26 protein-coding genes are annotated in these 25,613 nt (G+C 38.5%); 9 read left to right on the top strand and 17 right to left on the bottom strand.

What is annotated here, in order from left to right; translation table 11 throughout:
• Nucleotides 1–2 precede the first annotated feature (2 nt).
• The 3 genes from dhaL to BTA34_RS13905 form a co-directional block, all read right to left on the bottom strand.
• Nucleotides 3–635 (bottom strand): dihydroxyacetone kinase subunit DhaL, encoded by a 633-nt coding sequence (gene dhaL, locus BTA34_RS13915; RefSeq protein ID WP_151436076.1) that lies wholly within the window; start codon nt 633–635, stop codon nt 3–5.
• A 30-nt stretch (nt 636–665) separates the two neighbouring features.
• Nucleotides 666–1,730: a dihydroxyacetone kinase subunit DhaK gene (gene dhaK, locus BTA34_RS13910; RefSeq protein ID WP_151436075.1), complete on the bottom strand. Its 1,065-nt coding sequence runs from the start codon at nt 1,728–1,730 to the stop codon at nt 666–668.
• 272 nt (nt 1,731–2,002) lie between these two features.
• Nucleotides 2,003–2,263: an ogr/Delta-like zinc finger family protein gene (locus BTA34_RS13905; RefSeq protein ID WP_151436074.1), complete on the bottom strand. Its 261-nt coding sequence runs from the start codon at nt 2,261–2,263 to the stop codon at nt 2,003–2,005.
• A 503-nt stretch (nt 2,264–2,766) separates the two neighbouring features.
• Here BTA34_RS13905 and BTA34_RS13900 point away from each other — a divergent pair.
• The 7 genes from BTA34_RS13900 to BTA34_RS13870 all read left to right on the top strand — a co-directional run bounded on the left by BTA34_RS13900 (nt 2,767) and on the right by BTA34_RS13870 (nt 9,628).
• Entirely contained in the window at nt 2,767–3,126 is a 360-nt protein-coding gene (locus BTA34_RS13900; RefSeq protein ID WP_151436073.1) for a hypothetical protein, read from the top strand.
• A 465-nt stretch (nt 3,127–3,591) separates the two neighbouring features.
• Complete coding sequence (locus tag BTA34_RS13895) at nt 3,592–4,527, top strand: ABC transporter permease (RefSeq protein WP_088494600.1); 936 nt, start codon at nt 3,592–3,594, stop codon at nt 4,525–4,527.
• Nucleotides 4,528–4,532: 5 nt separating this feature from the next.
• Nucleotides 4,533–5,393: an ABC transporter permease gene (locus tag BTA34_RS13890; RefSeq protein ID WP_151436072.1), complete on the top strand. Its 861-nt coding sequence runs from the start codon at nt 4,533–4,535 to the stop codon at nt 5,391–5,393.
• The gene (locus tag BTA34_RS13885) at nt 5,394–6,188 is read left to right on the top strand and encodes an ABC transporter ATP-binding protein (RefSeq protein ID WP_151436071.1); all 795 of its coding nucleotides are present in this window, start codon (nt 5,394–5,396) and stop codon (nt 6,186–6,188) included.
• 1 nt (nt 6,189) lies between these two features.
• Entirely contained in the window at nt 6,190–7,122 is a 933-nt protein-coding gene (locus tag BTA34_RS13880) for an oligopeptide/dipeptide ABC transporter ATP-binding protein (RefSeq protein WP_151436070.1), read from the top strand.
• Between the two features lie 28 nt (nt 7,123–7,150).
• A complete protein-coding gene (locus BTA34_RS13875) occupies nt 7,151–8,773 on the top strand; it encodes an ABC transporter substrate-binding protein (RefSeq protein WP_151436069.1) in 1,623 nt (540 codons plus the stop codon).
• A gap of 90 nt (nt 8,774–8,863) precedes the next feature.
• On the top strand, nt 8,864–9,628 hold the full coding sequence (locus BTA34_RS13870; RefSeq protein ID WP_151436068.1) for a class I SAM-dependent methyltransferase: 765 nt from the start codon (nt 8,864–8,866) through the stop codon (nt 9,626–9,628).
• A 62-nt stretch (nt 9,629–9,690) separates the two neighbouring features.
• Here the strand turns inward: BTA34_RS13870 and BTA34_RS13865 are convergent, their stop codons facing one another.
• Nucleotides 9,691–10,635, bottom strand: a complete 945-nt coding sequence (locus BTA34_RS13865) for a sugar kinase (RefSeq protein WP_151436067.1) — start codon at nt 10,633–10,635, stop codon at nt 9,691–9,693.
• Nucleotides 10,635–11,654, bottom strand: a complete 1,020-nt coding sequence (locus BTA34_RS13860; protein WP_151436066.1) for an SPFH domain-containing protein — start codon at nt 11,652–11,654, stop codon at nt 10,635–10,637. The genes BTA34_RS13865 and BTA34_RS13860 overlap by 1 nt, the downstream gene beginning before the upstream one ends.
• A 153-nt stretch (nt 11,655–11,807) precedes the next feature.
• Here BTA34_RS13860 and BTA34_RS13855 point away from each other — a divergent pair, with 153 nt between their 5' ends.
• Entirely contained in the window at nt 11,808–12,521 is a 714-nt protein-coding gene (locus BTA34_RS13855) for an NUDIX hydrolase (RefSeq protein WP_151436779.1), read from the top strand.
• Nucleotides 12,522–12,568: 47 nt separating this feature from the next.
• Here the strand turns inward: BTA34_RS13855 and aes are convergent, their stop codons facing one another.
• Nucleotides 12,569–13,537, bottom strand: coding sequence for an acetyl esterase (gene aes / locus BTA34_RS13850; RefSeq protein WP_151436065.1), 969 nt, complete (start codon nt 13,535–13,537; stop codon nt 12,569–12,571).
• Between the two features lie 257 nt (nt 13,538–13,794).
• On the opposite strand from aes, the gene BTA34_RS13845 reads away from it, so the two are divergent.
• The gene (locus tag BTA34_RS13845) at nt 13,795–14,211 is read left to right on the top strand and encodes a TonB family protein (protein WP_265576093.1); all 417 of its coding nucleotides are present in this window, start codon (nt 13,795–13,797) and stop codon (nt 14,209–14,211) included.
• A 67-nt stretch (nt 14,212–14,278) separates the two neighbouring features.
• Here the strand turns inward: BTA34_RS13845 and BTA34_RS13840 are convergent, their stop codons facing one another.
• From BTA34_RS13840 to BTA34_RS13790, 11 genes are all read right to left on the bottom strand, one after another.
• Nucleotides 14,279–15,778: a helix-hairpin-helix domain-containing protein gene (locus BTA34_RS13840; RefSeq protein ID WP_151436063.1), complete on the bottom strand. Its 1,500-nt coding sequence runs from the start codon at nt 15,776–15,778 to the stop codon at nt 14,279–14,281.
• Nucleotides 15,779–15,805: 27 nt separating this feature from the next.
• A complete protein-coding gene (locus BTA34_RS13835) occupies nt 15,806–17,302 on the bottom strand; it encodes a PP2C family serine/threonine-protein phosphatase (RefSeq protein ID WP_151436062.1) in 1,497 nt (498 codons plus the stop codon).
• Nucleotides 17,302–18,342, bottom strand: a complete 1,041-nt coding sequence (locus tag BTA34_RS13830) for a TerY-C metal binding domain-containing protein (RefSeq protein WP_151436061.1) — start codon at nt 18,340–18,342, stop codon at nt 17,302–17,304. Before BTA34_RS13830 ends, BTA34_RS13835 begins: the two co-directional genes overlap by 1 nt.
• Before the next feature lie 105 nt (nt 18,343–18,447).
• On the bottom strand, nt 18,448–19,086 hold the full coding sequence (locus BTA34_RS13825; RefSeq protein WP_075672662.1) for a vWA domain-containing protein: 639 nt from the start codon (nt 19,084–19,086) through the stop codon (nt 18,448–18,450).
• Nucleotides 19,086–19,727, bottom strand: a complete 642-nt coding sequence (locus BTA34_RS13820) for a TerD family protein (RefSeq protein ID WP_151436060.1) — start codon at nt 19,725–19,727, stop codon at nt 19,086–19,088. The genes BTA34_RS13825 and BTA34_RS13820 overlap by 1 nt, the downstream gene beginning before the upstream one ends.
• A 17-nt stretch (nt 19,728–19,744) precedes the next feature.
• Complete coding sequence (locus tag BTA34_RS13815) at nt 19,745–20,383, bottom strand: vWA domain-containing protein (protein ID WP_151436059.1); 639 nt, start codon at nt 20,381–20,383, stop codon at nt 19,745–19,747.
• Nucleotides 20,384–20,920: 537 nt separating this feature from the next.
• A complete protein-coding gene (locus tag BTA34_RS13810; RefSeq protein WP_151436058.1) occupies nt 20,921–21,406 on the bottom strand; it encodes a tellurium resistance protein TerW in 486 nt (161 codons plus the stop codon).
• A gap of 282 nt (nt 21,407–21,688) precedes the next feature.
• Nucleotides 21,689–22,633 (bottom strand): HpcH/HpaI aldolase/citrate lyase family protein, encoded by a 945-nt coding sequence (locus BTA34_RS13805; protein WP_151436057.1) that lies wholly within the window; start codon nt 22,631–22,633, stop codon nt 21,689–21,691.
• On the bottom strand, nt 22,633–23,709 hold the full coding sequence (locus BTA34_RS13800) for a cysteine protease StiP family protein (protein ID WP_151436056.1): 1,077 nt from the start codon (nt 23,707–23,709) through the stop codon (nt 22,633–22,635). Before BTA34_RS13800 ends, BTA34_RS13805 begins: the two co-directional genes overlap by 1 nt.
• A gap of 2 nt (nt 23,710–23,711) precedes the next feature.
• Nucleotides 23,712–24,482, bottom strand: a complete 771-nt coding sequence (locus tag BTA34_RS13795) for a hypothetical protein (RefSeq protein WP_151436055.1) — start codon at nt 24,480–24,482, stop codon at nt 23,712–23,714.
• Nucleotides 24,475–25,611 (bottom strand): phosphoribosyltransferase domain-containing protein, encoded by a 1,137-nt coding sequence (locus BTA34_RS13790; protein ID WP_265576092.1) that lies wholly within the window; start codon nt 25,609–25,611, stop codon nt 24,475–24,477. Before BTA34_RS13790 ends, BTA34_RS13795 begins: the two co-directional genes overlap by 8 nt.
• Nucleotides 25,612–25,613 lie beyond the last annotated feature (2 nt).

Here is a 25,613-nt window from a genome sequence, read left to right as displayed (position 1 = left end):
AGTTATGCATTAATGCTATTTGCAAGGGCTTGTATCATCAGTACCACCGAAGCACTGCCGGGATCTTTATGCCCGATACTGCGCTCACCTAAGTAGCTTGCTCGTCCTTTTCGTGCTTGCATCGCAATGGTATTTTCAGCCGCTTTTTCAGCGACAACTTGTGCTTGAGCGATAGCTTCTTTGAGAGAAAGGTTTTGTTCATTCGCGTGTTTTAATGACTCAACCACTGGCCACCAAACATCACACATGGTTTTGTCATTTGGCTCTGCTTTTCCTCGGCTTACAATGCCTTCTACACCTTCTGTTACCATTTCAACAAGTTGATTAAGTTCTAGGCTTTGCAATGAAGCAGTAGGTTTGGCTGCACGAATAAAGAAGGTGCCAAATAGGGGACCACTTGCTCCGCCAATATTTGAGAGCAATGTCATGCCTGTGGTTTTGAGGATAGTGCCGATATCTTGCCCTTCAAATTCAGGGAGTTTTTCCTGCACTTTTCTAAAGCCACGGTTCATATTTAAACCGTGGTCAGCATCACCAATTTCACGATCTAAATCCGTTAAATAATCACTATTTTGTTCAAACAGTAGCGCACATTGTTGTAACCAAAGAATAATTTGAGCACGAGTTAAAGCCATTTTTTTGTTCCTTTTCTTGTTATTAAAGACTTATTTCACCATTGCTGGCGTATTTACAGGGGCATCCCACAAGGTAAGTAATTCGTTATCAACTTTTAATAACGTTATTGAGATCCCTGTCATATCGAGCGAAGTGCAATAAGAACCAATTAAAGAACGTTCGATGGTTAAGCCAAATTTTTCACAGCATTGAGTTAAACGGTTATAAACACCATAAAGTTCAGATTGTGGTGTGGCACCAAGGTTATTAACTAAAACAATGACGTGGTCGCCAGATTTTAACGGCTGTTTTTCCTGAGCCTCATCAATCCAACTGCCGTTTTCACGATCCCAATTGCGGATCACTCGTTGATAGTGACCATTCTCAATTAAGGTATTAAACATAGCATCAACAGTATCGTTGAGGGACGTAAATTTACGACGGTCAATACCTGGTTCACCGTGAATACCGACACCAAACTCCATTTCATTTTCAGGTAAAGTAAAAGAAGGTTTTCCTGCGGCTGGAACGGTACAGGCTTCCAAGGCAATACCGATAGAAAAACCATTGTTATTAATGTGATGACCTAATTTAACCAGTTCATCAAGAGAGTCACCCCTTTCAGCCGCCGCACCCAGCAGTTTTTCGATTAAAACGGTATTGGCAACACCACGGCGTCCTGCGGTATATAAGCTATCTTTTACCGCCACATCATCATCAACTAATACCGTTGCGATTTTTACACCATCGTCATGAAGCAGCTCTGTCGCTGTTTCAAAGTTAAGCACATCACCGGTGTAGTTTTTCACGATCATTAAAACGCCTTCACCGCTATCAATCTCTTTGGCGCAGTCATACATTTTATCAGGTGTTGGTGACGTAAATATTTCACCGGGGCATGCACCATCAAGCATTCCTTTACCAACAAAACCTGCATGCATGGGTTCATGCCCGCTACCACCGCCAGACAACAGAGCCACTTTACCTTTTACTGGAGCATCTTTGCGTGTGACATAAAAAGAGGAGGGATGAAGTTTGATTTCAGGATGGGCTTTTGCAAAGCCTTGTAGTTGTTCAGATAACACATCATCAACTCGATTAATCAGCTTTTTCATCTTAAATGCTCCATTTGAAATTTGTGTTTAGTCTTCAAACCATAAATTAGGTTTCTGGTTTGGGGGGCTGACAAATTATTTATTAAAGGATTGGCAAACACGGCATCAATAGAGGTGTTTGTTTTATTTAAAACATAAGAATTATTTTTATTTAGCTTAAAAATGAATCTACATCATTTATCTTTCTATAAGAATAGGTTAGTCAAATAACCTGCCAGAATGAGAGCAAGATCATAAAAATAAATGAAAAAAAGAGTATCTGTTCGAGATGGCTACATGCTTTGTAAAAGAGTAAGTGCTTTCTCTCGTTGTTCTGGAGAAAGATTTTTGATCACATCTAATAACAACGTATCTTTGTTTTTTGCACTTGGCATAAGGGTGTGACTAAACGTGAGGTTTAAAACAAAGGTATGCCCGCATTCAGGATCACGACAAGCACAATAGAGATCCGATAACTCTTTGTGTTTACGATTACTTTTTTTTATAAGCGCTTTTTCGCCACATTCAGGACAATAAATAGTAAGGACACGCATGTTATGTTTCTCTTTATTATCAGTTCTATTATGTCTTCTATATTAGCTTAAATTTGTATTATAACCAGTATTATTATTGTTTTTTGATGTAAATAATTGTTTTAACGTGATTAAAAGACAATAAAACAAGTTAAATTGTTTTGAATGGGCGAGTTAATTCGGTTATTGTCGGATAAGCACGCATAACCGAGGTTAACCGAACAAACTTACTAGCCTGAAATACAAACTTTGTAGATAATGGCTCCACGTTAAATCATACGGAGATAAACAACATATTGAATTTATTGTTTATTGTTTGTGTTGGTTTTCAGTGTAAGTAGAAAATAATAGACAAGGATGTCTATTACAAGTTAACAAGGAAGTATGTAAAAATACTTTTCAGTAGTTGAGGGGGCGAGTGAAAGGATTTCGCATCGCGCTTAAGCGAAAAGTGTTAAAAGCTGATTTTTATAATAAAAAGTCGATGAAATAAATTTTGTCTCGAATGACTAGGGAGTTAGGTCATGTTCAACACACAAGCGTTATATGCATGGATTGCACTACTGGCGTTTAGTTTGGGTTGGATTGCTCAAGGATGGCATCGAGACAATATAGCGTTGGAACAGCGGATGTTAATAACGGCAATCGAAGATCAAGCAAACATGGATGCTTGTCTTGATCTTCAACTTTTTTCTTCAGATATTTGTATGAGGAATGTGTCAGAAATAAAATCAATTTTTTCTTTATTGCACCATCAATATAATCAAGAAATAGCAAAGGCAGATTTTGAAAATCATTGTATTAATACAGATTTTATTACGGTATTTAATAATACGCGATGTGAAGTGGGAAGTTCTTATTTAGGAAGCATTTCTGTTTATTAATAAGTCTTGGTAATGTGTTTTACTTTTTACTTTTTACTTTTTACTTTTTACTTCTGCTTTTTATTCATTTGTGTCTTTTCCACGAGGTTGTTCTATTTTTTGAAAGATTATGCTGATGCTAAATAAAGTAAATATTCATTTTATTTTTATTAAACGCGTTGCATTTCTTATTTTATCTTCTTTTATCTTATTTAATCACCTTAACTTATTGATTTTAAAGTGTATAAATAAAATCTAAATAAAGTGTTATTATTTCTAAAATTCCAAATATAATTTTGTTTATAACTATTTAAAAAATATAAATGGTTATCTTTAGAATATATGCAAAATAAAAAAGTTATTTTTTATTTAGCTAAATAAATTGAATAAATAACGTGTTATATCAATAGTTCATTAAAGATTAATCTCTATAATTTGGCTTTAAGTGACTAGACGCTAAATTTATCATTATAATAAATCATCAAAATGAACTTTAAACGCTTTATTTTTAAACGACTTATCCAAGTTGTTCCTATGCTTATTATTGTCAGTATATTGGCATTTATATTAAGCCATATTTCAGCAGGTGATATTGCTGAAATTACCTTACGTAGCAAGGGAATTATTCCAACACCGGACAGTATTGCCGCGGTGCGAACAGAGCTTGGATTAGATAGACCTCTGTATATTCAGTACTTAAGTTGGTTGGCACACACCTTACAAGGTGATTTTGGCACATCGATTCAATCCGGTTTACCTGTCAGCCAAGAAATTATGGATAGATTTCCAGCAACGTTAAAATTAGCGTTGGTTTCCACATTATTTGCCATCATTTTATGTGTCCCTATCGCGTTAGTTTCTGTGCGTTTTAAAGATACGCCGATTGATCATGGTATTCGGTTCTTAACCACAGTTGCAGCAACCTTACCTGACTTTTGTCTCGGATTATTACTACTATATATCTTTGCAATCCAATTACACCTTGCGCCAGTGATTGCTGGCGACAGTATGCAAAATATTCTCTTACCTGCTTTAACACTGAGTGCCGGTTATGCCGCTATGTATACCCGTATTTTACGTAATAATTTAATCGAAGTGAGTTATACCGATTATATTCGAGCGGCTAGAGCAAGAGGTTTAGGTAAAACAGCGGCACTTTTTCGCCATGGTTTAAAAAATGCGGTCTTACCTTGTATAACTTTAATTGGCGTGAATTTTGGTAAGTTGTTAGGTGGGCAATTCGCTTGTGAAACTATTTTTTCATGGAATGGTATTGGTAAATTTGCCGTAGACAGTATTCGCCTTAAAGATTTACCTGTTATTCAGGGATATATCGTTGTTGTAGCGGTGACCTACATTGTTATTAATCTCTTGATAGACGTGTTGTATGTGTTTATCGATCCAAAAATAATGATGGAGTGATAACGATGCAACTGAATTTTTTTCAGCGATTTTTACAACAACGTTTAGCGATGACTGGCGTTTTGATCATTCTTTTTTTAGTTATTTTGGGTATTTTTGCGCCTTATTTAGCACCTCATGATCCTTATTTGACTAACGTTAAATTAAAACTGATGAGTGCTAGCTTTGATTATCCATTAGGAACCGATCAGTTGGGGCGTTGTGTCTTTTCTCGCTTAATTTATGGTATTCGAACTAGCCTTTCGACAGCAGTACTTGCCACCGCATTAATGCTTAGTATTGGTATTCCATTGGGAATTTTAGCGGGATATGTCGGCGGCAAAACCGATAACGTGATTATGCGTCTTGTTGATATTGCATCAACATTTCCATCCAGTTTATTGGCATTGGCTGCGATAGGGATCACCGGTCCCAGTTTAATGACTATTTTATTGGTATTTATTACGCTTTGGTGGGCGCCTTTTGCTCGTATTATTCGTGGCTCTGTCATCGCTTTAAAAGAGAAAGATTTTATTCAAGCAGCGATATCTGTTGGTTCGCCTCATCGTCGTATCATATTTCATCACATTATTCCTAATGCCATGTCATCCATTATTGTTCTCGCCACATTGCGTATTGCAGCGGTGATCACACACGTTGCAGCATTCTCATTTATCGGTTTGGGATCACAACCACCGATTGCAGATTGGGGAGTGATGTTAAGTGATAGCCGGCAATATATGACGCAATATCCGATGATGATTATCTATCCTGCTCTCGCCATTATGTTGTCCGTTTGGGCGTTAAATATGATTGGTGAAGGGTTAAATGATGTCTTACAAAATAATGCGAAAGCCTTAGATTTGAAAAAACAGGAGGAAATTTAGATGCGCTCTAAACCTGTTTTATCCGTTAAAGGATTGACGACTGTTTTTCAACAACAAAAGAGTGAATTTGTCGCGGTCAATAATATCAACCTTGAACTTTATGCTGGAAAAATAACCGCATTAATCGGTGGCTCAGGAAGTGGTAAATCAGCAACGGCACTCTCTTTAATGAATTTAATTGATAAACCTGGAAAGGTTATTTCGGGTGAAATAACGTTATCAGGTGAAGTGATTTCAAATAAAAGCGAAAGACAGTGGCGAAATATTCGTGGGCAGAAGATTGCCATGATTTTCCAAGAGCCAAGAAGTGCCTTAAATCCTACGATTAAAATAGAAAAGCATTTTGCTGAATCGCTACCTCCTTTATGGCGTAAGAAATCAAAAACAGAAAAGCGACAGCGATATAAAGATATTTTATCTCGCCTTGGGTTAAGCCATGCAGATGAGTTGCTAAATAAATACCCATTTGAATTAAGTGGCGGTATGTGTCAGCGCATTATGGTGGGAATGGGATTGTTATCTGAAGCCCAAGTTATCATTGCCGATGAGCCAACGGCTTCTTTAGATCTCACTACGCAAGCCGCTATTTTATATGAAATTGATCGCTTGAAATCATTAGGGATCGCTATTTTGCTGATCACTCATGATCTGGGTATTGTGGCGCAAATGGCGGATAACGTTTATGTGATGTATCAAGGTGATATTGTGAGCTCAGGAAGTGCGACTCTACTTTTTGATAATCCTCAGCATGAATATACCCAGCGCTTATTTTCAACAATAAAGCAGGGGGAATAAGATGCCATTAGTCGAAGTAAAAAACCTTTCCAAATATTATAAAAAAAATGGTGTCGCAACCTGTGCTGTTGCCAATGCCTCATTTTGTATTTATCGAGGAGAAACACTCGGTGTTGTGGGGGAATCTGGATGTGGAAAAACCACACTTGGCAAATTATTACTAAAATTAGAACAAAGTGATGACGGTGTTATTACCTTTTCAAAGCAAGAGATCACGCATTTTAGTTTTAAACAGATGCGCCAAGTTCGTCAAAATATGCAGATGATCTTTCAAGCTAGTGCCGATTCGTTTAATCCTTATTTTACCGTAGAACAAATTATTGCTGAGCCACTTATTAATTATAAAAATATGACTCGCCAAGCACGGCAGCAACTTATCGGTAAAATATTAGAATTAGTCGGCTTAGATAGCACTTTTTTATCAAGGCATTCTGATGCGCTTTCAGGTGGGCAAAAACAACGTATTGGTATTGCAAGAGCGTTAGTGCTGGAACCTGAATTTGTGGTGTGTGATGAAATTGTATCGAGTATTGATTTTGCGTTAAAACAGCAAATTCTCACGTTAATAAATACACTTAAAAAGACATTACAACTGACCTATCTGTTTATTTCTCATGATATTTCTGCGGTGAACTTTGTGAGTGACCGTATTATTGTGATGTATCTTGGTCATATTGTTGAAGTTATTCCTAAAATGGATAACCGTGTTCAGCATCCATATAGTCAGGCTTTATTATCTGCCGTATTGCCAACGCATCCCACACAACGCACGCCTTTTAAACAACAGATCTACACCGATGCATCTAAAGTACTCACAGGATGCCCTTATTACCACCGTTGTTTAAATCGACAAGATATCTGTAAGCAACAAAACCCGCCTTTGATAGAAATTGCATCTGACCACTGGGTTGCATGCCATAAAATAATGCATTGATAACAATAAGATGGAAAGAGAAAAGAATATGTTTAAACAATTAATACATCGAACTTTATTGGTTGGTTTTCTTTCAATAACCGTATTAACGGGCTGTAATGATGAGAAACCAACAGAAAACACCACTCAAGTTGAACAGAAAAAAGAAGTTGTCGTTGCAATTTATCGCGATGGTGCGATGAATATGCTTGATGCTGCCAGTTATAACGGTCCACATTTTGTCTTTAAGATGATTTATGACGGTTTAACAGAAGATGGCGGTGAAGGTAAGATTATTCCAACATTAGCAACCAGTTGGGATATTTCAAAAGACGGTAAAACCTATACTTTTAAACTGCGCGAAAATGTGAAGTTTTCAGATGGTACTCCGTTTGATGCAGATGCGGTTATTTTTAATTTAAAACGTTGGGTGAATAATCCTCGTTATAGCCAAATTACCGCTACCTTAGTGGATTCAATGGAAGCCATTGATAAACATACGGTGCGTATTACTTACAAAAATCCTTCTTATCCTATTTTAATGGAAATGACCTATCCTCGACCTGTGCGCTTTTTAAGCCCCGCTTCGTTAGGTGAAGACGGTAAAACCTTTACTAAGCCGGTTGGAACAGGACCTTGGATGTTAGAAAGCTATGAAAAAGATAAAAGCTTTACGCTAGTACCAAATCCTTACTATTGGGGTGAAAAGCCAAAGTTAGATCGTATTATCTTTAAAGTTGTTCCAGACGGTCAGGCGCGTGTTTTTGCCTTACAAAGTGGTGAGGTAGATATTATTGGCGGTGATCTGATTGGTAAAATTCCAATGGGAAATATTCAGGAATTAGAACAAGATAAGCAATTTGAAACATTTACTGCTGATACCTTAAGTTCTCACTTTATTGCTTTTAACCAACGTACACCTGAGCTACAAGACAAGCGTATTCGCCAAGCGATTAATTACGCCATTGATAAAAAAAGTATTGCGGAAGATCTCTTTAATCATATTGGTAAAGAAGCGACCGGAATGTATCAGTCCGGTGTGCCTTATGCTAATGCAAAAAATAACTACACCTTAGCGGGTGATAAAGATAAAGCGCAGGCATTATTAATTGAAGCTGGATATAGCAAAAATGCTCAAGGTATTTTTGAAAAAGAAGGTAAGCCTTTAGCTTTTTCTTTCTTGTTAACAACAGATGAGTTCCCTGAATGGAAAACCCTTGCTGAATTTATTCAAGCAGAATTAGCGCAAACGGATATACAAGTTAATTTAAAAATACTCGATCGTAATGGTTATACCCAATCCACTTTAGAATCAAAAGATTTTGATATGGCTTTAATGCGCACGGCATCAGATTCATGGATGCCTCATAGCTCTATGCTAGAGATCTACGATATCCAAGCCAATAATCAGCAAGCTAAAGCATGGTATGACGAAAATCTCTCTGCGATGATTTATAAAACCTTAGCAACATTAAACGAAGAAGATCGCCAAAAAGGTTATGACGGCATTATGACCTTTATTAGTGAAGAGGCGATCACCGCACCGGTTTATCATCCTGTCACCAACTTTGCTATTAATCCTAAGAAGGTGGCTAATTTTGAAGTTGGTGTAAATAACTACGCACCTGTTGCATGGGAAAAGCTCACTGTACCTCATGCATCTGAAAAATAGTCTCTACGGCGCTCTTGGTTATCTTTAGAAGATCTTGCAGCGCCGTGATTTTGTTTATTTATTTTAGTTTACATACTGATAGGTTTTGTTATGCAGGACTCAAAAGATAAATTATTAAAAAATTGGACTGAAGGTGCTGAAAATTACAGTAATTTGATCCAACTCGAGTTAAACGGTTTTCAGCGAGAAGCGTGGTTGAATATTATTCATGAATATTGTGGTCAGCAAGGCAAATTAAAGGTACTGGATGTGGGAACTGGCCCCGGCTTTTTCTCTATCATTATGGCGAAAGCAGGGCATAAAGTGACAGCAATAGATTGCACTGAAGCAATGGTTGATGTTGCGAAGAAAAACTTTGAAGCCTACCAAGTTGATGTGGAAGTCATGCAAGGTGATAGCCATTGTTTGCCTTTTCCTGATGACCACTTTGATTTGGTGATTAGCCGTAATGTGGCATGGACGTTATTAGATGCAAAACAGGGTTATAAAGAGTGGCTACGTGTTTTAAAACCAGGAGCAAGAACGCTGATTTTTGATGCTAACTGGAATCGTTATTTATTTGATGACGCTTTAAACCAGAAAAATAGTGAAGATATTGCAGCATATACGGAACTGTTTAATGAAAAGCCAGCAGGTTATAGCGATGCAATGCTCGATTACCGCAAAAGTATGCCAATGTGTCAAAAAATTAGGCCACAATGGGATCTTGATACGCTAGTTACTCTCGGTTATTCAGCATTGACTTGTTTAACCAATATTAATGAGCAAGTGTATGATGAAAAACGTAAAGTACTTTATCGCTCGACGCCAATGTTTATGATTGCTGCCGCTAAACCGCAAATAAATATATTATAGTGTATTCAGCTAGTTAATTGATTGAACTAAAATTAAGCCTGATAAAGTTATCTATCAGGCTATTAAATACGCTGACGTCCTTTTTGACTAATTAATTGCCCTTGTATGTCAGCGATACCAATATGAGCAATGCAACCTGCATTAAATTGTAAATAGTCATCTTCGATGCCATCAGAGAAAATCACGCCATTTTCGGGCATCAAAGATCCTAATTGTAACGGTGAATCAGGCTCTATTGTCCCAAAGGTCATAGCTACACCAGTTGTTCGACTTGGAAACGGTTCTCTCACACTAAATTGCAGCTTTTTGTCACCCCAGCTAAATCCTTGTAACAGGGGATGTGACGCTTCCCCTGTAATTGCCATCGCCCCCGCAAGAATAGATTGAAACCATCCTGTCGAGCCAAGCCCCGTAGACACAATAATCCCTGATGAGGATTGTACTTCTTCAGCACCGTTCCATTGTAAAATATAGTGTGCAGACGTGTGGCTTTTGGGGCCAATAAATAAATCATTAACGGCTAACAGTGATTGACCATCATTGGTTGTTGCTTGCGCAAAGGTCACAGATTTAAACGGCATTTTTTGATTAATGGTATTAATTACCGTCTCTTTTAATTGTCCAATTTCGAACGGTAATAATTTACCATCCCATCGTGATGGATCAGGATTGATGGCAATAATAGGCTGTCCATTAAGGTATTTCAGCGTATTGGCGACCAGCCCATCTTGACCGATTACGACCACAATATCGTGGGATGAAAATTGATAACTAGGTAGTAAACTTCTTTCTAAAAGTTGAAAACGTCCTAATGATTTTAAAATCAGTTCAGCTTCTGTTAGTTGCTTTTGATATAAATTGTGTTCGTTGAGGTAATCCGTTACCTCAACATTGTTGTGTTCTAAATAGAATTTGGCTTGTGACCAAGTATTAAAGCGTTCAATTAATTCCTGTAAACGGCTTTTTCTCATCACCAGCACAAAACGAAAATCTTCGTTACGTTGCATTATTTACTCCCTTTTTTCATAAATTGGCTAAATAAATCAGGGGTGATATTCAATTCGCCGATTTTTCCTGAATTCAGCGCTAAGGTTTCAAATGCCATTGCCATTAATTGTTGTGAGTCCATTTTCGCGAGTGCCATGGCTTTTAGGTTTTCAACTGGCAATTCACGATAAGCACGCATAGTCGCTTCAATAGCATAAGCATCGGCTTCTGATTGTGTTCGCTGATTTTCAGCACTTAACGCCACCAGTTCTTTGCGTTTCGCTTCTGCATTAACCTTCGCTTCAAGGCGCTCTTTTTCAATCTCTGCTTGTTCACGCAATAATGTACGTTCATTTTCTAAGCGTGCTTCTTCGATTTCTTGACGTTTACGTTGAACAGATAAATCGGTTTCTAATTCAGCCTCTTTAATGGTGCGCTCTTGTTCTACTGAGAATTTACGACGTGCATAAATGGCATCATCAGCTTCTTTTAGTAAGGATTCTCTCGCTTCGGCTTCGAGTGCTTTTAAGGTTTCTGGTGATGGCGTGATTGCCGCAATAGAGACATCTAAAATTGCAATACCTAATGCTTCTAATGATGGGTGTTCAATTAATTGTTCCATCACCAAAGTGACTAATGATTGACTAAGTAATAACGCTTCTCTAAGAGGTGTACTTTGGATCTTTGCTTGAATTAAGGTTTGTGCAATACGCACAACACGATCACTGAGTTTTAGCGGATCTTCAGAGGCATAAGATTTGCCGTTTTTACTCAAGTTAAAGTTGAGTACTTCAGCGGCTTTTTCAGGCATTTTGACCTGAAATGAAATTTGCCCTTGAATGCGTAAACCCTGAAAGTCCGAGGTTTGGAAGTTGAAAATAAACGGCGCTTCTTGGGCGTTTAAAGGTAGTGCCGCAATAGAGGTTGTGGCGGAGTTATACCAAAAACTCAAGCCTTTACCTTGCTGGCGAATTTTGCCATTTACCGATTTAATAATGAATGTTGATGAGTCTGCTTTAAAGTAATTTAAGTTAAACATAGTCTTTCCCCAGTTAGTGTCTTTATGACAACAATTGGATTGTGTCCTATCGACACTATTCTTGTCAACCGATTTAGTGTCTTTATGACAAAATTTGATTTTTTGCTGTTTAGGCTTAAAATAGCTTTATCGTTTTCTAATCAAACTTACGCCATGAATGAACAAGATTTTTTAGCCAGTTATAACCGCCGTGATTTCCTATCTCCATTGATTACGGTTGATGCGGTACTGTTTACTTATCATGAAGAGCAGTTAAAAGTATTGTTAGTAAAAAGAGCGGAGCATCCTGAAAAAGGGAAATGGGGTTTACCCGGTGGATTTGTCGATGAAGTGCAGGACAACTGCCTTGAAGATACTGTGCTAAGAAAATTAAAAGAGAAAACAGGTGTGATCCCCCCTTATATTGAGCAACTCTGTTCAGTGGGAAATAACCAGCGTGACGCAAGAGGTTGGTCGGTGACGGTTTGTTATACCGCGTTGATTGCGCATCAAGTGTGTGAAGCACATATTGATAGCGTGGATTCGGTAATATGGTGTCCTATCAATGAGATTGCACAACAAAGCTTAGCGTTTGATCACCATGAATTAATTACACAAGCGAGAGAGCGATTAAAGCAAAAATCACTTTATTCGATTGTTCCCGGATTTGCATTGCCAGAAGTCTTTACCTTGCCAGAATTGCAACATGTTCATGAAATTTTGATTGGTAAAGAAATCCAGAAAAAATCCTTTAGACGACGCATCGAACAAGCAGATTTATTGATTGATACTGGAGAAAAACGGGCAGAAAGAGGACGCCCAGCGAGTTTGTATCGACTTAAAAAGGCGTCTGCGGATTATCGTTTTATTCGAAATCTTGAGTTTTAAAGCGATGGCTGTTCTATAAAGTCAGTTGTTTTACAAAGCTAGCTGTTTTACAAAGCTAGCTGTTTTACAAAATAATGAGCGCCATCTCGAATGGCGTCATCAGCCACTTTCATCATACGTGAGTAGTGTAAAAAAGCATGTAATGTGCCGGGATACATTTTATATTCACAAGCTAATTGATGGGCTTCTAAGGTTTTAAATAGTGTCACGCTGTCATCAATAAGTGGATCGTATTGCGCGCTGGCGATAAAGCAAGGGGGAATATCTTGCGTTAAATCGTTATTAAATAAGCAATAATAAGGCGCATTACGATTTCCTAATGCGGTTAAATAGGCATTATCATATTCTTCGAGATCTTGCTGGCGCAACCCATCCCATTCACCACCATAAAGTCGGCGGCTGGTGGAATCACGTAAACCGTATAATCCATACCATAATAAAGCTGCACTTACCTTGCCACAGTGGATTTGTTTGTCGCGTAACCACAGCACAGTAGCAAGCGATAACATGGCACCCGCAGAATCGCCCGCAAAACCAATGTATTGAGTGTTAATGCCGTAATGGTCAGCATGTTGATAATAAAATTGGCAGACTTGCGCTGATTCATCAATCGCTTGTGGATAATGTGCTTCTGGTGAGAGTGAGTAATCAATACCAATCACCGCACAACCTGTATAAGACGCGAGTAACCGCATAATACGATCGTGGGTATCTAAATTCCCTAAAATAAAGCCCCCGCCATGAAGATAATAGAGTGTTGCGGGTGTTTTTTCTGTGGGTTGATAAAGGCGTGTGAGTACATCGCCATAAGAGGTACTAACGGAAATATCTTGAATGCTAAACATTTCGGGTGCATCTGCATTCCAATAACGTCGGTCTTGATTATAAGCAAGGCGCATAGAAGGGTAGTCATTACTTTCCGGTGCAGGTTGCGGATTATCTGCATAAAATTGCATAACTTGCTGCATTTCTGGCGAAATAAGTTTTAGTACATTGATTTTATTTTTAGTTTTCATTAGCCCCTCCAATTATCACTGTGCGGTATTGTAAATATCGGGGCGTAATAAACTGGGATCTTGATATCCAATATTGAACGTTAGTGTTAAATAGTGAGGGTGTGACGTGAATATGTGATTTAACTTTGATTTAAATAGAACGGCTGAAATATGATTAATTGCACAGTTTTTCTTAACTAAATATTTCATTGAGAATAGAAATGATAATGAGATATGTTATTGTATCTTTATATTTAATCTTATTTCAGAAAAGAAAAATGAAAATAAAATTAGCTATTTTAAGTTTACTTTGCAGCACCATTTTATTAAATGGATGTGCTATTCAATCAACACAGTCGGATGTGCAATTATTGAAAGCAAAATTAGCCGATGAACCAGAGAAAATAACTCAGAGTGAAATAAATGAGTCAAATCTTACGGTTAAAAATCGCCCTAAGAATTTATTACGAGTATTTCCTGATTATCCTGCAAAAGCGTATTCTCAAGGCATTGAGGGAACGTTAAATATTAAATTTGATATTGATGAAAATGGATATGTGCAAAATATTAGGATGTTAGATTCCCCTTTAGTGGAGGTTTTTGGTTTATCGACTATTCGAGCTATGGAAAAATGGCGTTATGAGTCAGGAAAACCGACAAAAGATTTAAATTTAACCATGGAATTTAAACGTTGATTTAAAAATAGCTTATAGCAAAGAGAATAACCCACGATAAACTAAACGGATTATTCTCTCGTTATTATTAATTTGAGACTAATTGCACCACAACCAGTCGTCCGCCTTCTTCTGTTGATAACACAAATTGTAATCCATCAGTTAGGGCAATTTTATCGCCAATGGCTATCTGTTTTTTTTCTGGCAATACCATCAATCCCTCAATACGCTCATTAACCAGCCACCATGTTGAGTTGTGATAAACAAAATAACCGACACGTTTTTTTTGTTCATCAGTGGTACGTTCATTGGGCGCAATAAGGCGATTAACATGCCAAGGAAAGAGTGATTGATTACTCCAAACCATTAAGCGGTGATCGTCAGGTCTAAAGCTACCTGCCTTGCGCGAAGAGTAGAGATTTAAAATCGGCAATTGACCTTTATAAGGCGTGTGACAATAGGGGCAAACAGGCTGTGTTTTGCCTGAAAAAACATACCATTGTTGTTCGCAATCTTTATTTTGACAAGGCTGAACTAAATCTACCGTTTTGACTAAAGCCGTTTCCCATTCATCTGCGGTTGGGCGTTGTGAAGGATCGTGTAATCCTGTAATAAAAGCTTTTTCAAAAAGAGGCGTTAAGTACGGCCCCATAATTGTGTATGGGATTTTTTCAGGATCAGCCCAAGGTAGTGATGACGGTTTTACCTGATTAAGTTTTACGGCATTACTACGATCAGTTGGGTGCTCAATAAACAACGCTTTTTCACCCATAGAGAGTGTTTCATCGCGCATTTCATCGTCAAGATCGTGAATTTTACCGCCCCGTAATGGGTGTCGATAAAACAGATACATATAGATTAATACCGCAAGTGCGTGTCTATCTGTCGTGATGCTTGGCAAGATACGGTTAGGATCTTCTTTCGGTAAATGGCCGGTTTTTACCACTTCAGGTGCAATAAAATCAGGCGTTCCCACTACATCCGGGGGGTATTTCCCTGGAACCACTAAACCGTCAATATCAATAACACAGGCATGACCTTGTTCAGGATCGATAAGGACGTTTTTATAGCTTAAATCACTGTGGCATAAGCCTGCTGCATGCATTCGACGTACGGCACGAGAGAGCAATAAACAGACTTTCAGATAATTTAATAGATTGCCTCTTTCACGAGGATCGAGAAATTTATTTTGGTTATTGGCACTTGCAAACCATTTACCTTCTTTTTCTCGACCTTTTATCGCAAGAAAGTCATTGTTTTTAGAGCCATATTTAAAGAAAAAGTGGGATTGATAAGTTGGAACAACAATACCAATTTTGCCTTGATGTTCGACAACATCTGTTGGCCAGCAAAAGAGGTTTTTCCAATATTCTCCACCACTTTGTTCAAAGATATTATGTCGATAAGAGCCTGTTATCATATCGATTCTATCTTTGGCTTGTGCATTCTGTTTTGTTTTATAGAAGGCGACAACGTAGGTTCGGTCAGGGGAAAAATAGACATCTTTCATAGAGCCAGAGCCAATGATCTCATTGACGTACTGAACTGTTTTTCCACTTTGCGTTGTACAGGTAATGATCTCTGCCATGAAATTCACCCATTCTCTCTTTTATGATTACCAAGCCACAACCAGAGTGCGGTCATCGTGATTGCCTGCTGAAAAGAAATTCAGCCATTCAGCCAATGCGTTATTTGCATTTTCAGGAGAGGCTAAACAAGGCGATATTTCATCAATGAGTGCAGCCCATTTATTGGGATCTTGTAAGCCATTATCGGTTTCAAATACCGGATCGGACACCCCATCTGTCATTAAAATAAGATGTGAAATTTCTTTCCATTTACCAATAATAATTCGTCGATTAAATTCCGCATCGTTGAGCGCACTATCATCAAGAAAACGGGTTTGTCCTGCATATTCACCACTATCAGGAATACCTAAAATGCGCACTTTTCCGGCAGGGCCATAAGCGGCAATCGCACCATCTCCCATCCAAAAGGAGGCGGCAAATAACTCATCATTGATACGTAAAGAAACCGTAGCTAATAACGTAGTAGAAAAAGATTTTACAGGCTCATTAATATGTATAGCTTCGTTTTTAAGGTTGTTAACCGCTAATTGTGCCGCATTACGAAAGAGTTGAGCAAAGAAGCTACCCACTTGATTAATGGCGTTGGCGTCATTCCATTGATGAATGGCTTCAAGATGGGGTTTAAATGCATCATTTTTCACGCTTAATTGTGATTTTAAATAATGGCTTACAGTATTGATAGCAATGCGAGAGCCTTCGCGAGAATAGCGAGCGCTGCCTGCACCATCAGCAACAATTAAAATATTCCATTGGCTGTGATTATCGTGGTGAATATAAAAATCATCATCACGGAATGTGCCTGCATGTTCATGAGAACGCCCACGACGGCTTGCTGCCGCAATTCGAATATCTTCTTCAAGAATAAGTTTGCTATCTATATGGGCTTTGGGATAAGAGCTATCCGCGGGAGGTTCATTGATTTGCCATAAGCTACGCGGATCAGGATTGATGATTAATAAGACTTCATCGTGATAGCAAACGGCATTAACAGACCAATGGACAATCAATGTGAAATTGCCACTGTTTGTTGGCATACCCACTAAGCAGCGATTTTCATGCTCAAAGGTTATTCCAAGCCCTTCAGGAATATCAACCGCATCAATTTCGGCAATTTCGAGGGTATTTAGCTCGATACTGAGCGTAGAATTGAACGCTGTACCTACTTTGGCATTAGAAAGGGTAATTTTTGCCGTAGGGCGATGAATAATCGGTTTTTCTGTTGGCATTGGCGACGAGTGCGTTGGAATTTGACCAGGCTTTAATGAGCTATCTTCTGTTAATGATGTTTCTTCACCGGCTAAATTACGAGCGGGTGGTAATAACAGAAGAATAGGTTGTGTCTTGTCTTGTGGTGTGATTTTTTCTGCCGTTTTAGCGTTAATTTTATCGATAATAAAATCAATGTGTTGAGCGATTTCCATATCTTCATACAGCGCAATAACAAGCTCCTCATGTACAGGAATGCGATGTTGTGTCAGCGTGTCATCAATAATCAGTTTTCTGAGTAGGGCTTTTTTATCCATTAGCCTTTACCTCGTGTGACATCAAAGTCAGATTGGTTGCTGTTATCTCCAAAGGTGATGTTGTTATCACACCAAGGACAAATAACGGTTTCAGGGCCATTTACACAGAGTAATTTACCACATTGGCAAACGGCAAAAGCAGTCGCATTGCCGCAATAAGGGCAACCGGGTGTACCATGAAGTTCGCTGGTGTTAACTTGATATGCCGTGGCGCTGAGATCACTCCATGCAAAGTAATCTTCATTTAAGGTGTAGCAACCTGTTAAATTAAAGCCATTAAGATTGAGGTTAAAATCAAGCCCTGAAGCTTTCATTGGTGGACGTTCATATTTCATTAAATAAGGTGAACGAGTGTGGCTACAACGCCCGACGAAAGTGACACAAGATTCATCATAGGCACGAGCAACATCATCTTTTGCAAGACGAACAATATGCTCTGTTTGACTTAAAAGTGGTGGTGCCTCTTCGCCAACACTTCGGCTATGAGAAACCACTGACATCGTTATCCATTTAATGAAACGAGTAAAATCACCTTCTTGTGCTTCGGTAAATAACAGCACATTTTCAGTTAATTGCGACAGTACATGTAAGTCTGCGCTTAAGCCTAATCCAATCGCAATTAAGTTAACTTTGTTGGCGTAGTGAGCTTTCCAGCGTTTGATCTCTTGCGCGCAATCATCAGTCGGTCTGCCGTCAGTTAAAAGGTAAACGACAGGTTTCCAATCGCCTTTTTGCTCAAGTGTGGTTTTTCTTACTTGAGTGTCGATTTGGTGAGAAAGTTCTCGTAATGCGCTGCCTAATGAAGTGCCTCCTCCTAAAGGAAGTTGAGGAGGATAAAAAGAGACGACTTCAGTGAGTGGAACAATCGTTTTTGCAACGCCAGCAAAAGCGATAACAGAGATACAAGCAGTTTCAAGAGCGTGCGGATCTCGCCTTAGGTCGCTAATAATCGTCGTTAGACCGTCATTCATCTTTTTTAGGTTTTCACCGATCATGGATTCTGAACAATCTAAAACAAAGAAAATGGGTAGCCTTCTCATTGTTATACCTTATTACTTTATCGTGGCTGTTATGTATTGTGATGGGTAAATCAAAGCCTGAATAAAATAAAAGCAAAGCCTTTTGAAGCGCTTTGCTTTTGTGGATCACAATACCAGTTGGATTTCAGGAGGTGGTGGCGGTAGGGTGTCTTTATCCGTATTCACTCCTGCACTTGAACTGCCAGATGCGACACTGGCAGAAACCCATTTAAAAAAGCCAGAGAAGGCATTAGAGTCTAGCGTTTCTAAAGCAACCACTTGAGAGGTAAGCTCTTTAAGGTGATCGTGTTTGGCTTTAGGACCAACAGCGCAAGCGATGATCGAACCAAATGAGCGCTTTTTCACTTCTTTAATCGCTTCACCGTAGGCATAAGCATCAGAAGGTGTGCCATCCGTCATTAAAAAGACGAGAGGGCGCCAATCACCTTTTTGGTCACCATCGGAACGCTTAATATCACGATCGACACACTTGATTAAACACTCCAGCGCAGCACCCGTGAAAGTGCCGCCAGAGCTAGGCACTGTGATATCGGAGAATTGAAAATCTTCTAATGCAGTTAATGGGATAAATTCACGAGCTTCGTTATCATAGGTAATGATAGAGATATGCACGCTTTCTAATGCGTAAGGATCTTGTCTCAATGCATTAAGCATTGTTTGTATCCCCACGTTAACGGCATGAATAGATTCACCTCTCATTGATCCTGAAGTATCAATCAGCAAGTAAACAGGAAGTCTTCTCATTAGGCGAAATCCTTTAAGTAAGAAATAAAGCTATCTGAACTTGAAGGTTCCCCAATGGCGTTAAGTTTCCAGCCATTCTCTTCTCTGACTAATTCAGCAAACAGCATGGAACGTTGGTTGTTGAAGGCTTCGCCTCCCGATAAATCAAAACGAGCCATTTCGACATTTTTTGCATCAACAGCACGGATAAAGGCGTTTTGTACTTTACCAAAGTGTTGTTGTCGTTCTCGACCATTGTAAATCTGAACAATAAAGACGATTTTGGTAAATTTAGGATCAAGTGTGTTTAATTTCACGATGATCTGTTCATCATCGCCATCACCTGCGCCAGTTCGGTTATCACCCGTTAACCAAATCTGTCCTGATTTGTGTTGTAGGCTATTAAAGAAAATAATATCGCCATTGACGAGAGAGGGTTGTCCACCTTCAATGGTACCTAAATCGTTTACTTTGCCGTTTTCGCCACATAAGAAAGCAATAACATCTAAATCGTATTCTTCGCTTTTTTTACCAAAAAGCCCGCCAAGGAATCCGCGTTTTTCTTCGTTGATATCCCAACCTAAACCAATAGTGACAGAGGAAAGGTCATATTCATTTTTCTTTAAACTAACACCTTGTCCTTTTTTTAAACTAACAGACATATTCATTCCTTTTTTATTTAAAGTACAACGTTAACCTCAGGAGGTGGCGGTGGTAAGTCATCAAGATCACTAACATCTTTCTTAGTTAAATCGACTTTTTGACTACCGACAGAAATACTGGCTGAAACCCACTTAAAGAATGACTTAATGGTATTGGCATCCGCAGTATCTAGCTGTAATACAATTTCAGTAATGTTTTTTAGGACATCAGTTTGTGCTGCTCGTCCTGCTGCACACGCAATAACAACGCCAGTGCGTGCCGCTTTAAATTTCTCAACACCTTTTTTCCAATCGTCTGTGGGAGCGCCATCTGTCATCACAAAAACTAACGGACGCCAATCGCCTTTTGTTTCAGCCGTCGTTTTTTGTACTTCTTTTTCAATACGACTAGAAACTAAAGTGAGCGCAGAACCTAATGCTGTTGTTCCACTTGCGACTAAATCAGGTACTTTAAAATTGATTAAATCAGTGAGTGGCACAACTTGTTGTGCGGTTGAGTCAAAGGTGATGATAGAAATATAAGCCGTTTCTAATGCGTAAGGATCTTGGCGTAGTGTTGATAAGAGCATTTCAACGCCATTTTTTACTGCTGCAATAGGCTCTCCATACATGGAAGTCGATGTATCAAGTAAAAGGTAAACTGGCAATCTTCTCATGCATTAATCCTGTGAGTGAGATAGAGATAAGCGATTAATATACTAACCGACTCGTGAAGGTGTTCAATTGAGATTATGCTTAGTTTAATTAAATTAGAGGAAAAACGCAGTGATGATTGTCCAATATTATTAATCCGAATGAAGATAGTATGAAAAGTAAAATAAAAGAAGAATTAACCTATTTACCCCCTTTGAATTGAGTAATGAAGCGATTTTATTTTATTTTTATTAAAGAGAATACATCTTATTGGATCATCTTAATAAGAGTAATATCAAATGAATGGCTAATAATGATTAAGTATAAATACGTTTTTAACTAAAAATAGTAATAATTATAAAAATCAATAAATTCAAAGCATTAATGTATTATTATTTTTTTATTTTTGAAGTGATTTAAAATAAAATAAGTGAGTGGATAAATATATGAATCAATTTTATAAAATAAGTTTTTATATGTTTTTTATTTTGTTTCTGTTTTTCTATTTTATATAAAGTAACTTGATACTGAGATATTAAGTTACTTTATATTATTTACTTTTAATTCTTTTTTTCTTTTTCTGCTATTTCAGCAAGTGTTGATTGAATTAAATTTTCAATATAGTGATCAACTAATAATTCAACAGCTTCACTACGTGTGGAATTATTTAAATAAGATAATCTATCAATCTTGCGTAATGCCGACATTTTTAATGAAAGTGAAACAGATTTCTTTTTATCTTTATCGAGATAAACTCGGCTTGTCATTCCATTGTGGCGTAGATCTTCATTGGCGGATAATGCCTCACGCATACGGCGTAACGCTTTACTATCGAGTTGGCCTCGTTCAGTCATTTGATATGCGCGAGAGGCTTTGCTGTATTTTATTTCAGCACCATAAGAATCTCTTATCTCTTTTAATACGCGAGTTAACGTAGGCTCTGAGCATTCAAGAGCAGAAATAATCTTAATGGTTGGAACCTTTTTTCCTGAGCTTAAAAGGGTTGCCAGTGTAAAGACTCTGACCTGACGAGTGCTTAATTGCATGCTTAGTTACCATTTGTTTTGTTATTCGTGTGTTAAAATATTCAGCAATAATTTCTATTATTCTTGTTCTCTGTTGACAAGGATAAATAAAATAAGCTTCCTATTAAATGTAGTATAAATTGATAATTGAAATAAAAAATTTATTTTTTCAAATAAAAAAGTAAGTCTTGTTTTTATAAGTTCTAGTTAAAGATAACATGTTTTAACTAGAAACTTATAAATTAAAATCAAGATAAGATAATTATTTTATCTTATCAAATTCATCACTAGTTATAGAGTATTTTATGTTGCATTAAAACGTTGGGCATTATTTTGTTGGTTAGGAATAATGCCATAAATTTTAGCTCTGGTTAAAATACTTAATGCCCAGCGACGATGTGTTGCGGGTTCACACATTGCACCTTGTGATTTAAAAACGGCTTGCGTCGAATTTAAAATACGTAATGCATCTGAATGATCAGATTGAGACACCATAAGAGCTTGTTCAATTTTATGAATTTGCTTTGGGTGGATCGCTGTTTTACCGACAAGACCATTCGCAATATCAAGCGCCAGCTCTTTATCCATAATATGGTGATCATCAATATGCTCACAAACAGGCGCTGTGAGGGCAAATTGGCGAGCGCCAAAGACAGCAACTAACATTTTTATCACGTAACCCATTGGGCCATCATAAAGTGTTAATTGGCGATTACGTCTAAGCGAAATGACATTCATTAAATCATTGCCACCAATACGCAATGCAATAATTCTTTTATGGCAAGGGTGAGTCAGTAAGTGGTTTGCAAGCGCTGTCATTTGAATAACATCAAACACTTCTTCTGTTTCAAGTGTTGGCATCATACATAAATGCGTGTTTTCAATAATACTCCACCAAATTGGCAGAGAAACTTGTGTAAACTTAGGCAAAACAAGACCATCGATGGCACTGATATCCAGGTTTTCAGTGATCCATTGACCCATTTCAGTGTGGCGAGGGCGAATAAACAGCAGTGGCCAATGGCTACAATCGCTGTTTTTTTTGTGCTCTGCTAAGGTATTTAATAAGGTTGCCAAGTTTTCTAACGCAACAGGGATATCGGCATCACTCACGGCATCTTCTAAACAGATAATTAAAGAGCGTAACCCTTCAACTTTCTGGTCGATAATTGTCGTCGCGATATCTGTTCGTGTTGCGGGCATATAAAGCGTTGCCCCTAAATTCCATGGGGATAATCGTTCAATCATTATTTCACCTTTTTAATGATAGTCACTGCACGATACTGACCAAGCGCTTGCCCTGCTTCAATAACAGCAATATTTTTTTCCTGTGCAAGATAAACAAGTAACGCCACATCAGGATCGGTTATTTCCCTGACAAGAATATGGTCAGGTACACGGCGCAAAACAGCGCGTGTGGCTTCAGCAATACCGGGTTTTATACGATTGATATTTGAAATATCATATTTGTTTGCAAGTGAACTAACGACGTTTTCGCTCAGCTTTTTTAAGTCTGATTGTTGTGCTTTAAATGTGGCTAGTGGAATATCATTATCGATTAATGTATCAACGACTTTTCCGACAGTATCAACAAGGTAACGACTGCATTCATATTGTTTTAAATGCTGGCAATCTACAAAACCGTGAAAGCCTTTTTCAGTCCAAATTGAACGTGAAATTAATCCTGAAACAGGCGCTCCCATGATCCCAAATGGGATAAGCCAATCTTCATCGCTGGCACTTAACCATGCACAACCACAAGGATCGGCGAGGACGACAAGACGAGGCTGGGCTGGATAGCCTTTTCGTCCTGATAACGAACGAATAAGTTCACCTGTAATAGCGCCTTTTCCTGTCCACCCATCAACAAACACAATACCTTCTGTGCCGTGGCGTTGCTCTATCCATGAAAGCGCTGCGCTATCGATGCCTCTATCTCGAATAATACTAATGCCGTAGTGGTAAGAGGTTCTGCCCATTTTGCGCAATGTTTGTTGCAACATGACGCCTAAAGGAACACCAGCACGAACAAGGCTGGTTAAGATAATTGGGGTATCACCAAAGCGTTCAATCAGTGATTTAGCCAACATTATGACTTCAGTTGCTAAACGTGTAGCACCTGTTTCTAGTGCTTTTTCAAAGAGATCTAAATGCCATGTTGTTGGCTCTGGCTCTTGACTTAGCATGTCAGAATAGTGGCGTTTACCCGATTGTATCAGCTCTTCTTTTAACTCAACGGGCGTCATTTCGATATTAACCGGTTGAAGTAGGAAATCGACATCCCCTGATACATAAGAGCCTGAAAAAGGCTTATGATCCATCATGTTTATTCTCCAAAAATTTTTGTGTTGATCGCATCTGCAAATTGGCTTTGACGAGGAAGCCCATACCAACTGCATAATTTCATAAAGCGATGATCACTTAGGCTATCACCTAGCCCAATCACAGGAAAAACACCTCGCTCAGCTTTTAATTTATTGAGCAAATAGGTGACCGCTTTGCCTTTTTCGATAGGTTCTGGTAACCAAGCAATATTGTTGCTGTTGCGATGAATATAAAAACCTTCGGTTGAGAATATTTTTTCTATCTCATCACCTATGGCGTATAGCTCGCTTAATCGGGTGCTATCGTTATGCTTCATGACTAAATAAATAGGCAAATCACCGTATTCATAGTTAATTCGTGCCCAACCATTAATGTTTCGTTCTGCCATTAATTGCGTAATTGATTGTTGTAGCGTCAACAAACGCTGTATATAGGGCGCTAAGCTTTGAGTGATGTGATGTTGCCATTGGGCATCAGCGTTGCCTTCAGGCGTCAATATCACCGCACCATGTGTGGTAATCGCCCAAGAATGAAAAGGAATAGTGACTCGGCTAATCTCTTCTGTTCCACGAGCGGTAACAGGAATTAAATCTGCATGCTCTAACATCCAATCTACAAGCAGGGTTTGCTCTTGAGTCATAAAGCTACGGGGTTCTAAGCTTCTATCTAGCGCGCCAGTCTTATAGGGTTCTAGTGCTAATTCATCCACCATCTTACGACGTGTTTGAAATAGAGTGTCATCGAGATCGGTTAAAATAACGGGCTTAGTCATAACTAATTACCTCAACAATAGGTGCAACTTTATTGAGGGCTTCAATCAGTTGGCTATCAATACTTTCGGTGGGTGTTTCACAACAAAGCAAAATGCGATCAAATTGTTGATGTGCCACGTTATAGACGAAGTTAGGAATACCTAAACCATAATTATCAGTAAATGTGATTGCTGATTGAATGGCAAAATTAGTTGAAATTGGTGAACGTGTTGTTGAGCTATATTTTACGATAGCACCTTGTTTTTCAAGCCGCTCAGCTAATAAGAACGGCTCCCAAACAAATTCTCCCGATCCTAAAACAAGGATTTTTTCACCTAAAGATGCATTGATGGATAAACCCAGATCGTTTGCGGGCGTTGTCATTCCTAATCGACCCCAGCCCTGTTTACCCGTGATAGCAACTTCCCCTGATGCAGTGATATTAACATTAGGCATAACAGGTAACGGCGCATTTGGATCGGCATCCCATTGCCACTTCCCTTGAACTAGAGAGAGGGTCTTAATCGGTAATGGGGAGCGCTCAGCGATAGAATCACCACTCCAATCGGTTAAGGTTACCGCTATAACCTGCTCAATATGGGTTAATCCACCTTCTTCACGTAGCGCTGAAAGCAGGTTAATAAAGGTGTTACCCGTAGTTGCTTCATCATCAATCAATACAACGGTTTTTGCTTGTTGTACCCATTGGCGTTGCTCTGCTGTTGTAGGCAAATAGAGTAAGTGATCAGTCGCGTGGCTGTGATTTTCTTTAAACTCACACAGCAGCTCACCTTTATCAACAGGGTGGCGTGTTGATGTTAAATAAATGGTTTGTTGATAGCGATTTCTCACTTCATCAAAAATGCCAGCACCTAAACCCACCGCAGTTTCTGCCATGCCAATAAACAGAACAGGGCCGTCAAGTGAGTCAGGAAATTGACGGGCAAGTTTTTGGTAGGTTTCACGCATTTTTTTCGGTGAAACTGGAATATGACGACCTAATACTTTACTGACAAATAAAAATGCACGCTTAGGATTGCGTCTTTCTGCGATATCAAATAATTCATCAAGTAACTCAATAGAGCAATTTGGCGTCACACTTAATGTGCCACAAGAAAGAAGGCGACGATAAACGGATGAGTCACTCATAC

The sequence above is a fragment of the Proteus sp. CD3 genome (assembly GCF_008808075.1).
Lineage (GTDB): Bacteria > Pseudomonadota > Gammaproteobacteria > Enterobacterales > Enterobacteriaceae > Proteus > Proteus appendicitidis.
This window is presented reverse-complemented; position numbering and strand designations above follow the sequence as displayed.

Coding starts and splice junctions, on each gene's coding strand:
- dhaL (WP_151436076.1), bottom strand. CDS start 635: ATGGCTTTAACTCGTGCTCAAATTATTCTTTGGTTACAACAATGTGCG.
- dhaK (WP_151436075.1), bottom strand. CDS start 1,730: ATGAAAAAGCTGATTAATCGAGTTGATGATGTGTTATCTGAACAACTA.
- BTA34_RS13905 (WP_151436074.1), bottom strand. CDS start 2,263: ATGCGTGTCCTTACTATTTATTGTCCTGAATGTGGCGAAAAAGCGCTT.
- BTA34_RS13900 (WP_151436073.1), top strand. CDS start 2,767: ATGTTCAACACACAAGCGTTATATGCATGGATTGCACTACTGGCGTTT.
- BTA34_RS13895 (WP_088494600.1), top strand. CDS start 3,592: ATGAACTTTAAACGCTTTATTTTTAAACGACTTATCCAAGTTGTTCCT.
- BTA34_RS13890 (WP_151436072.1), top strand. CDS start 4,533: ATGCAACTGAATTTTTTTCAGCGATTTTTACAACAACGTTTAGCGATG.
- BTA34_RS13885 (WP_151436071.1), top strand. CDS start 5,394: ATGCGCTCTAAACCTGTTTTATCCGTTAAAGGATTGACGACTGTTTTT.
- BTA34_RS13880 (WP_151436070.1), top strand. CDS start 6,190: ATGCCATTAGTCGAAGTAAAAAACCTTTCCAAATATTATAAAAAAAAT.
- BTA34_RS13875 (WP_151436069.1), top strand. CDS start 7,151: ATGTTTAAACAATTAATACATCGAACTTTATTGGTTGGTTTTCTTTCA.
- BTA34_RS13870 (WP_151436068.1), top strand. CDS start 8,864: ATGCAGGACTCAAAAGATAAATTATTAAAAAATTGGACTGAAGGTGCT.
- BTA34_RS13865 (WP_151436067.1), bottom strand. CDS start 10,635: ATGCAACGTAACGAAGATTTTCGTTTTGTGCTGGTGATGAGAAAAAGC.
- BTA34_RS13860 (WP_151436066.1), bottom strand. CDS start 11,654: ATGTTTAACTTAAATTACTTTAAAGCAGACTCATCAACATTCATTATT.
- BTA34_RS13855 (WP_151436779.1), top strand. CDS start 11,808: ATGAATGAACAAGATTTTTTAGCCAGTTATAACCGCCGTGATTTCCTA.
- aes (WP_151436065.1), bottom strand. CDS start 13,537: ATGAAAACTAAAAATAAAATCAATGTACTAAAACTTATTTCGCCAGAA.
- BTA34_RS13845 (WP_265576093.1), top strand. CDS start 13,795: ATGAAAATAAAATTAGCTATTTTAAGTTTACTTTGCAGCACCATTTTA.
- BTA34_RS13840 (WP_151436063.1), bottom strand. CDS start 15,778: ATGGCAGAGATCATTACCTGTACAACGCAAAGTGGAAAAACAGTTCAG.
- BTA34_RS13835 (WP_151436062.1), bottom strand. CDS start 17,302: ATGGATAAAAAAGCCCTACTCAGAAAACTGATTATTGATGACACGCTG.
- BTA34_RS13830 (WP_151436061.1), bottom strand. CDS start 18,342: ATGAGAAGGCTACCCATTTTCTTTGTTTTAGATTGTTCAGAATCCATG.
- BTA34_RS13825 (WP_075672662.1), bottom strand. CDS start 19,086: ATGAGAAGACTTCCTGTTTACTTGCTGATTGATACTTCAGGATCAATG.
- BTA34_RS13820 (WP_151436060.1), bottom strand. CDS start 19,727: ATGTCTGTTAGTTTAAAAAAAGGACAAGGTGTTAGTTTAAAGAAAAAT.
- BTA34_RS13815 (WP_151436059.1), bottom strand. CDS start 20,383: ATGAGAAGATTGCCAGTTTACCTTTTACTTGATACATCGACTTCCATG.
- BTA34_RS13810 (WP_151436058.1), bottom strand. CDS start 21,406: ATGCAATTAAGCACTCGTCAGGTCAGAGTCTTTACACTGGCAACCCTT.
- BTA34_RS13805 (WP_151436057.1), bottom strand. CDS start 22,633: ATGATTGAACGATTATCCCCATGGAATTTAGGGGCAACGCTTTATATG.
- BTA34_RS13800 (WP_151436056.1), bottom strand. CDS start 23,709: ATGATGGATCATAAGCCTTTTTCAGGCTCTTATGTATCAGGGGATGTC.
- BTA34_RS13795 (WP_151436055.1), bottom strand. CDS start 24,482: ATGACTAAGCCCGTTATTTTAACCGATCTCGATGACACTCTATTTCAA.
- BTA34_RS13790 (WP_265576092.1), bottom strand. CDS start 25,611: ATGAGTGACTCATCCGTTTATCGTCGCCTTCTTTCTTGTGGCACATTA.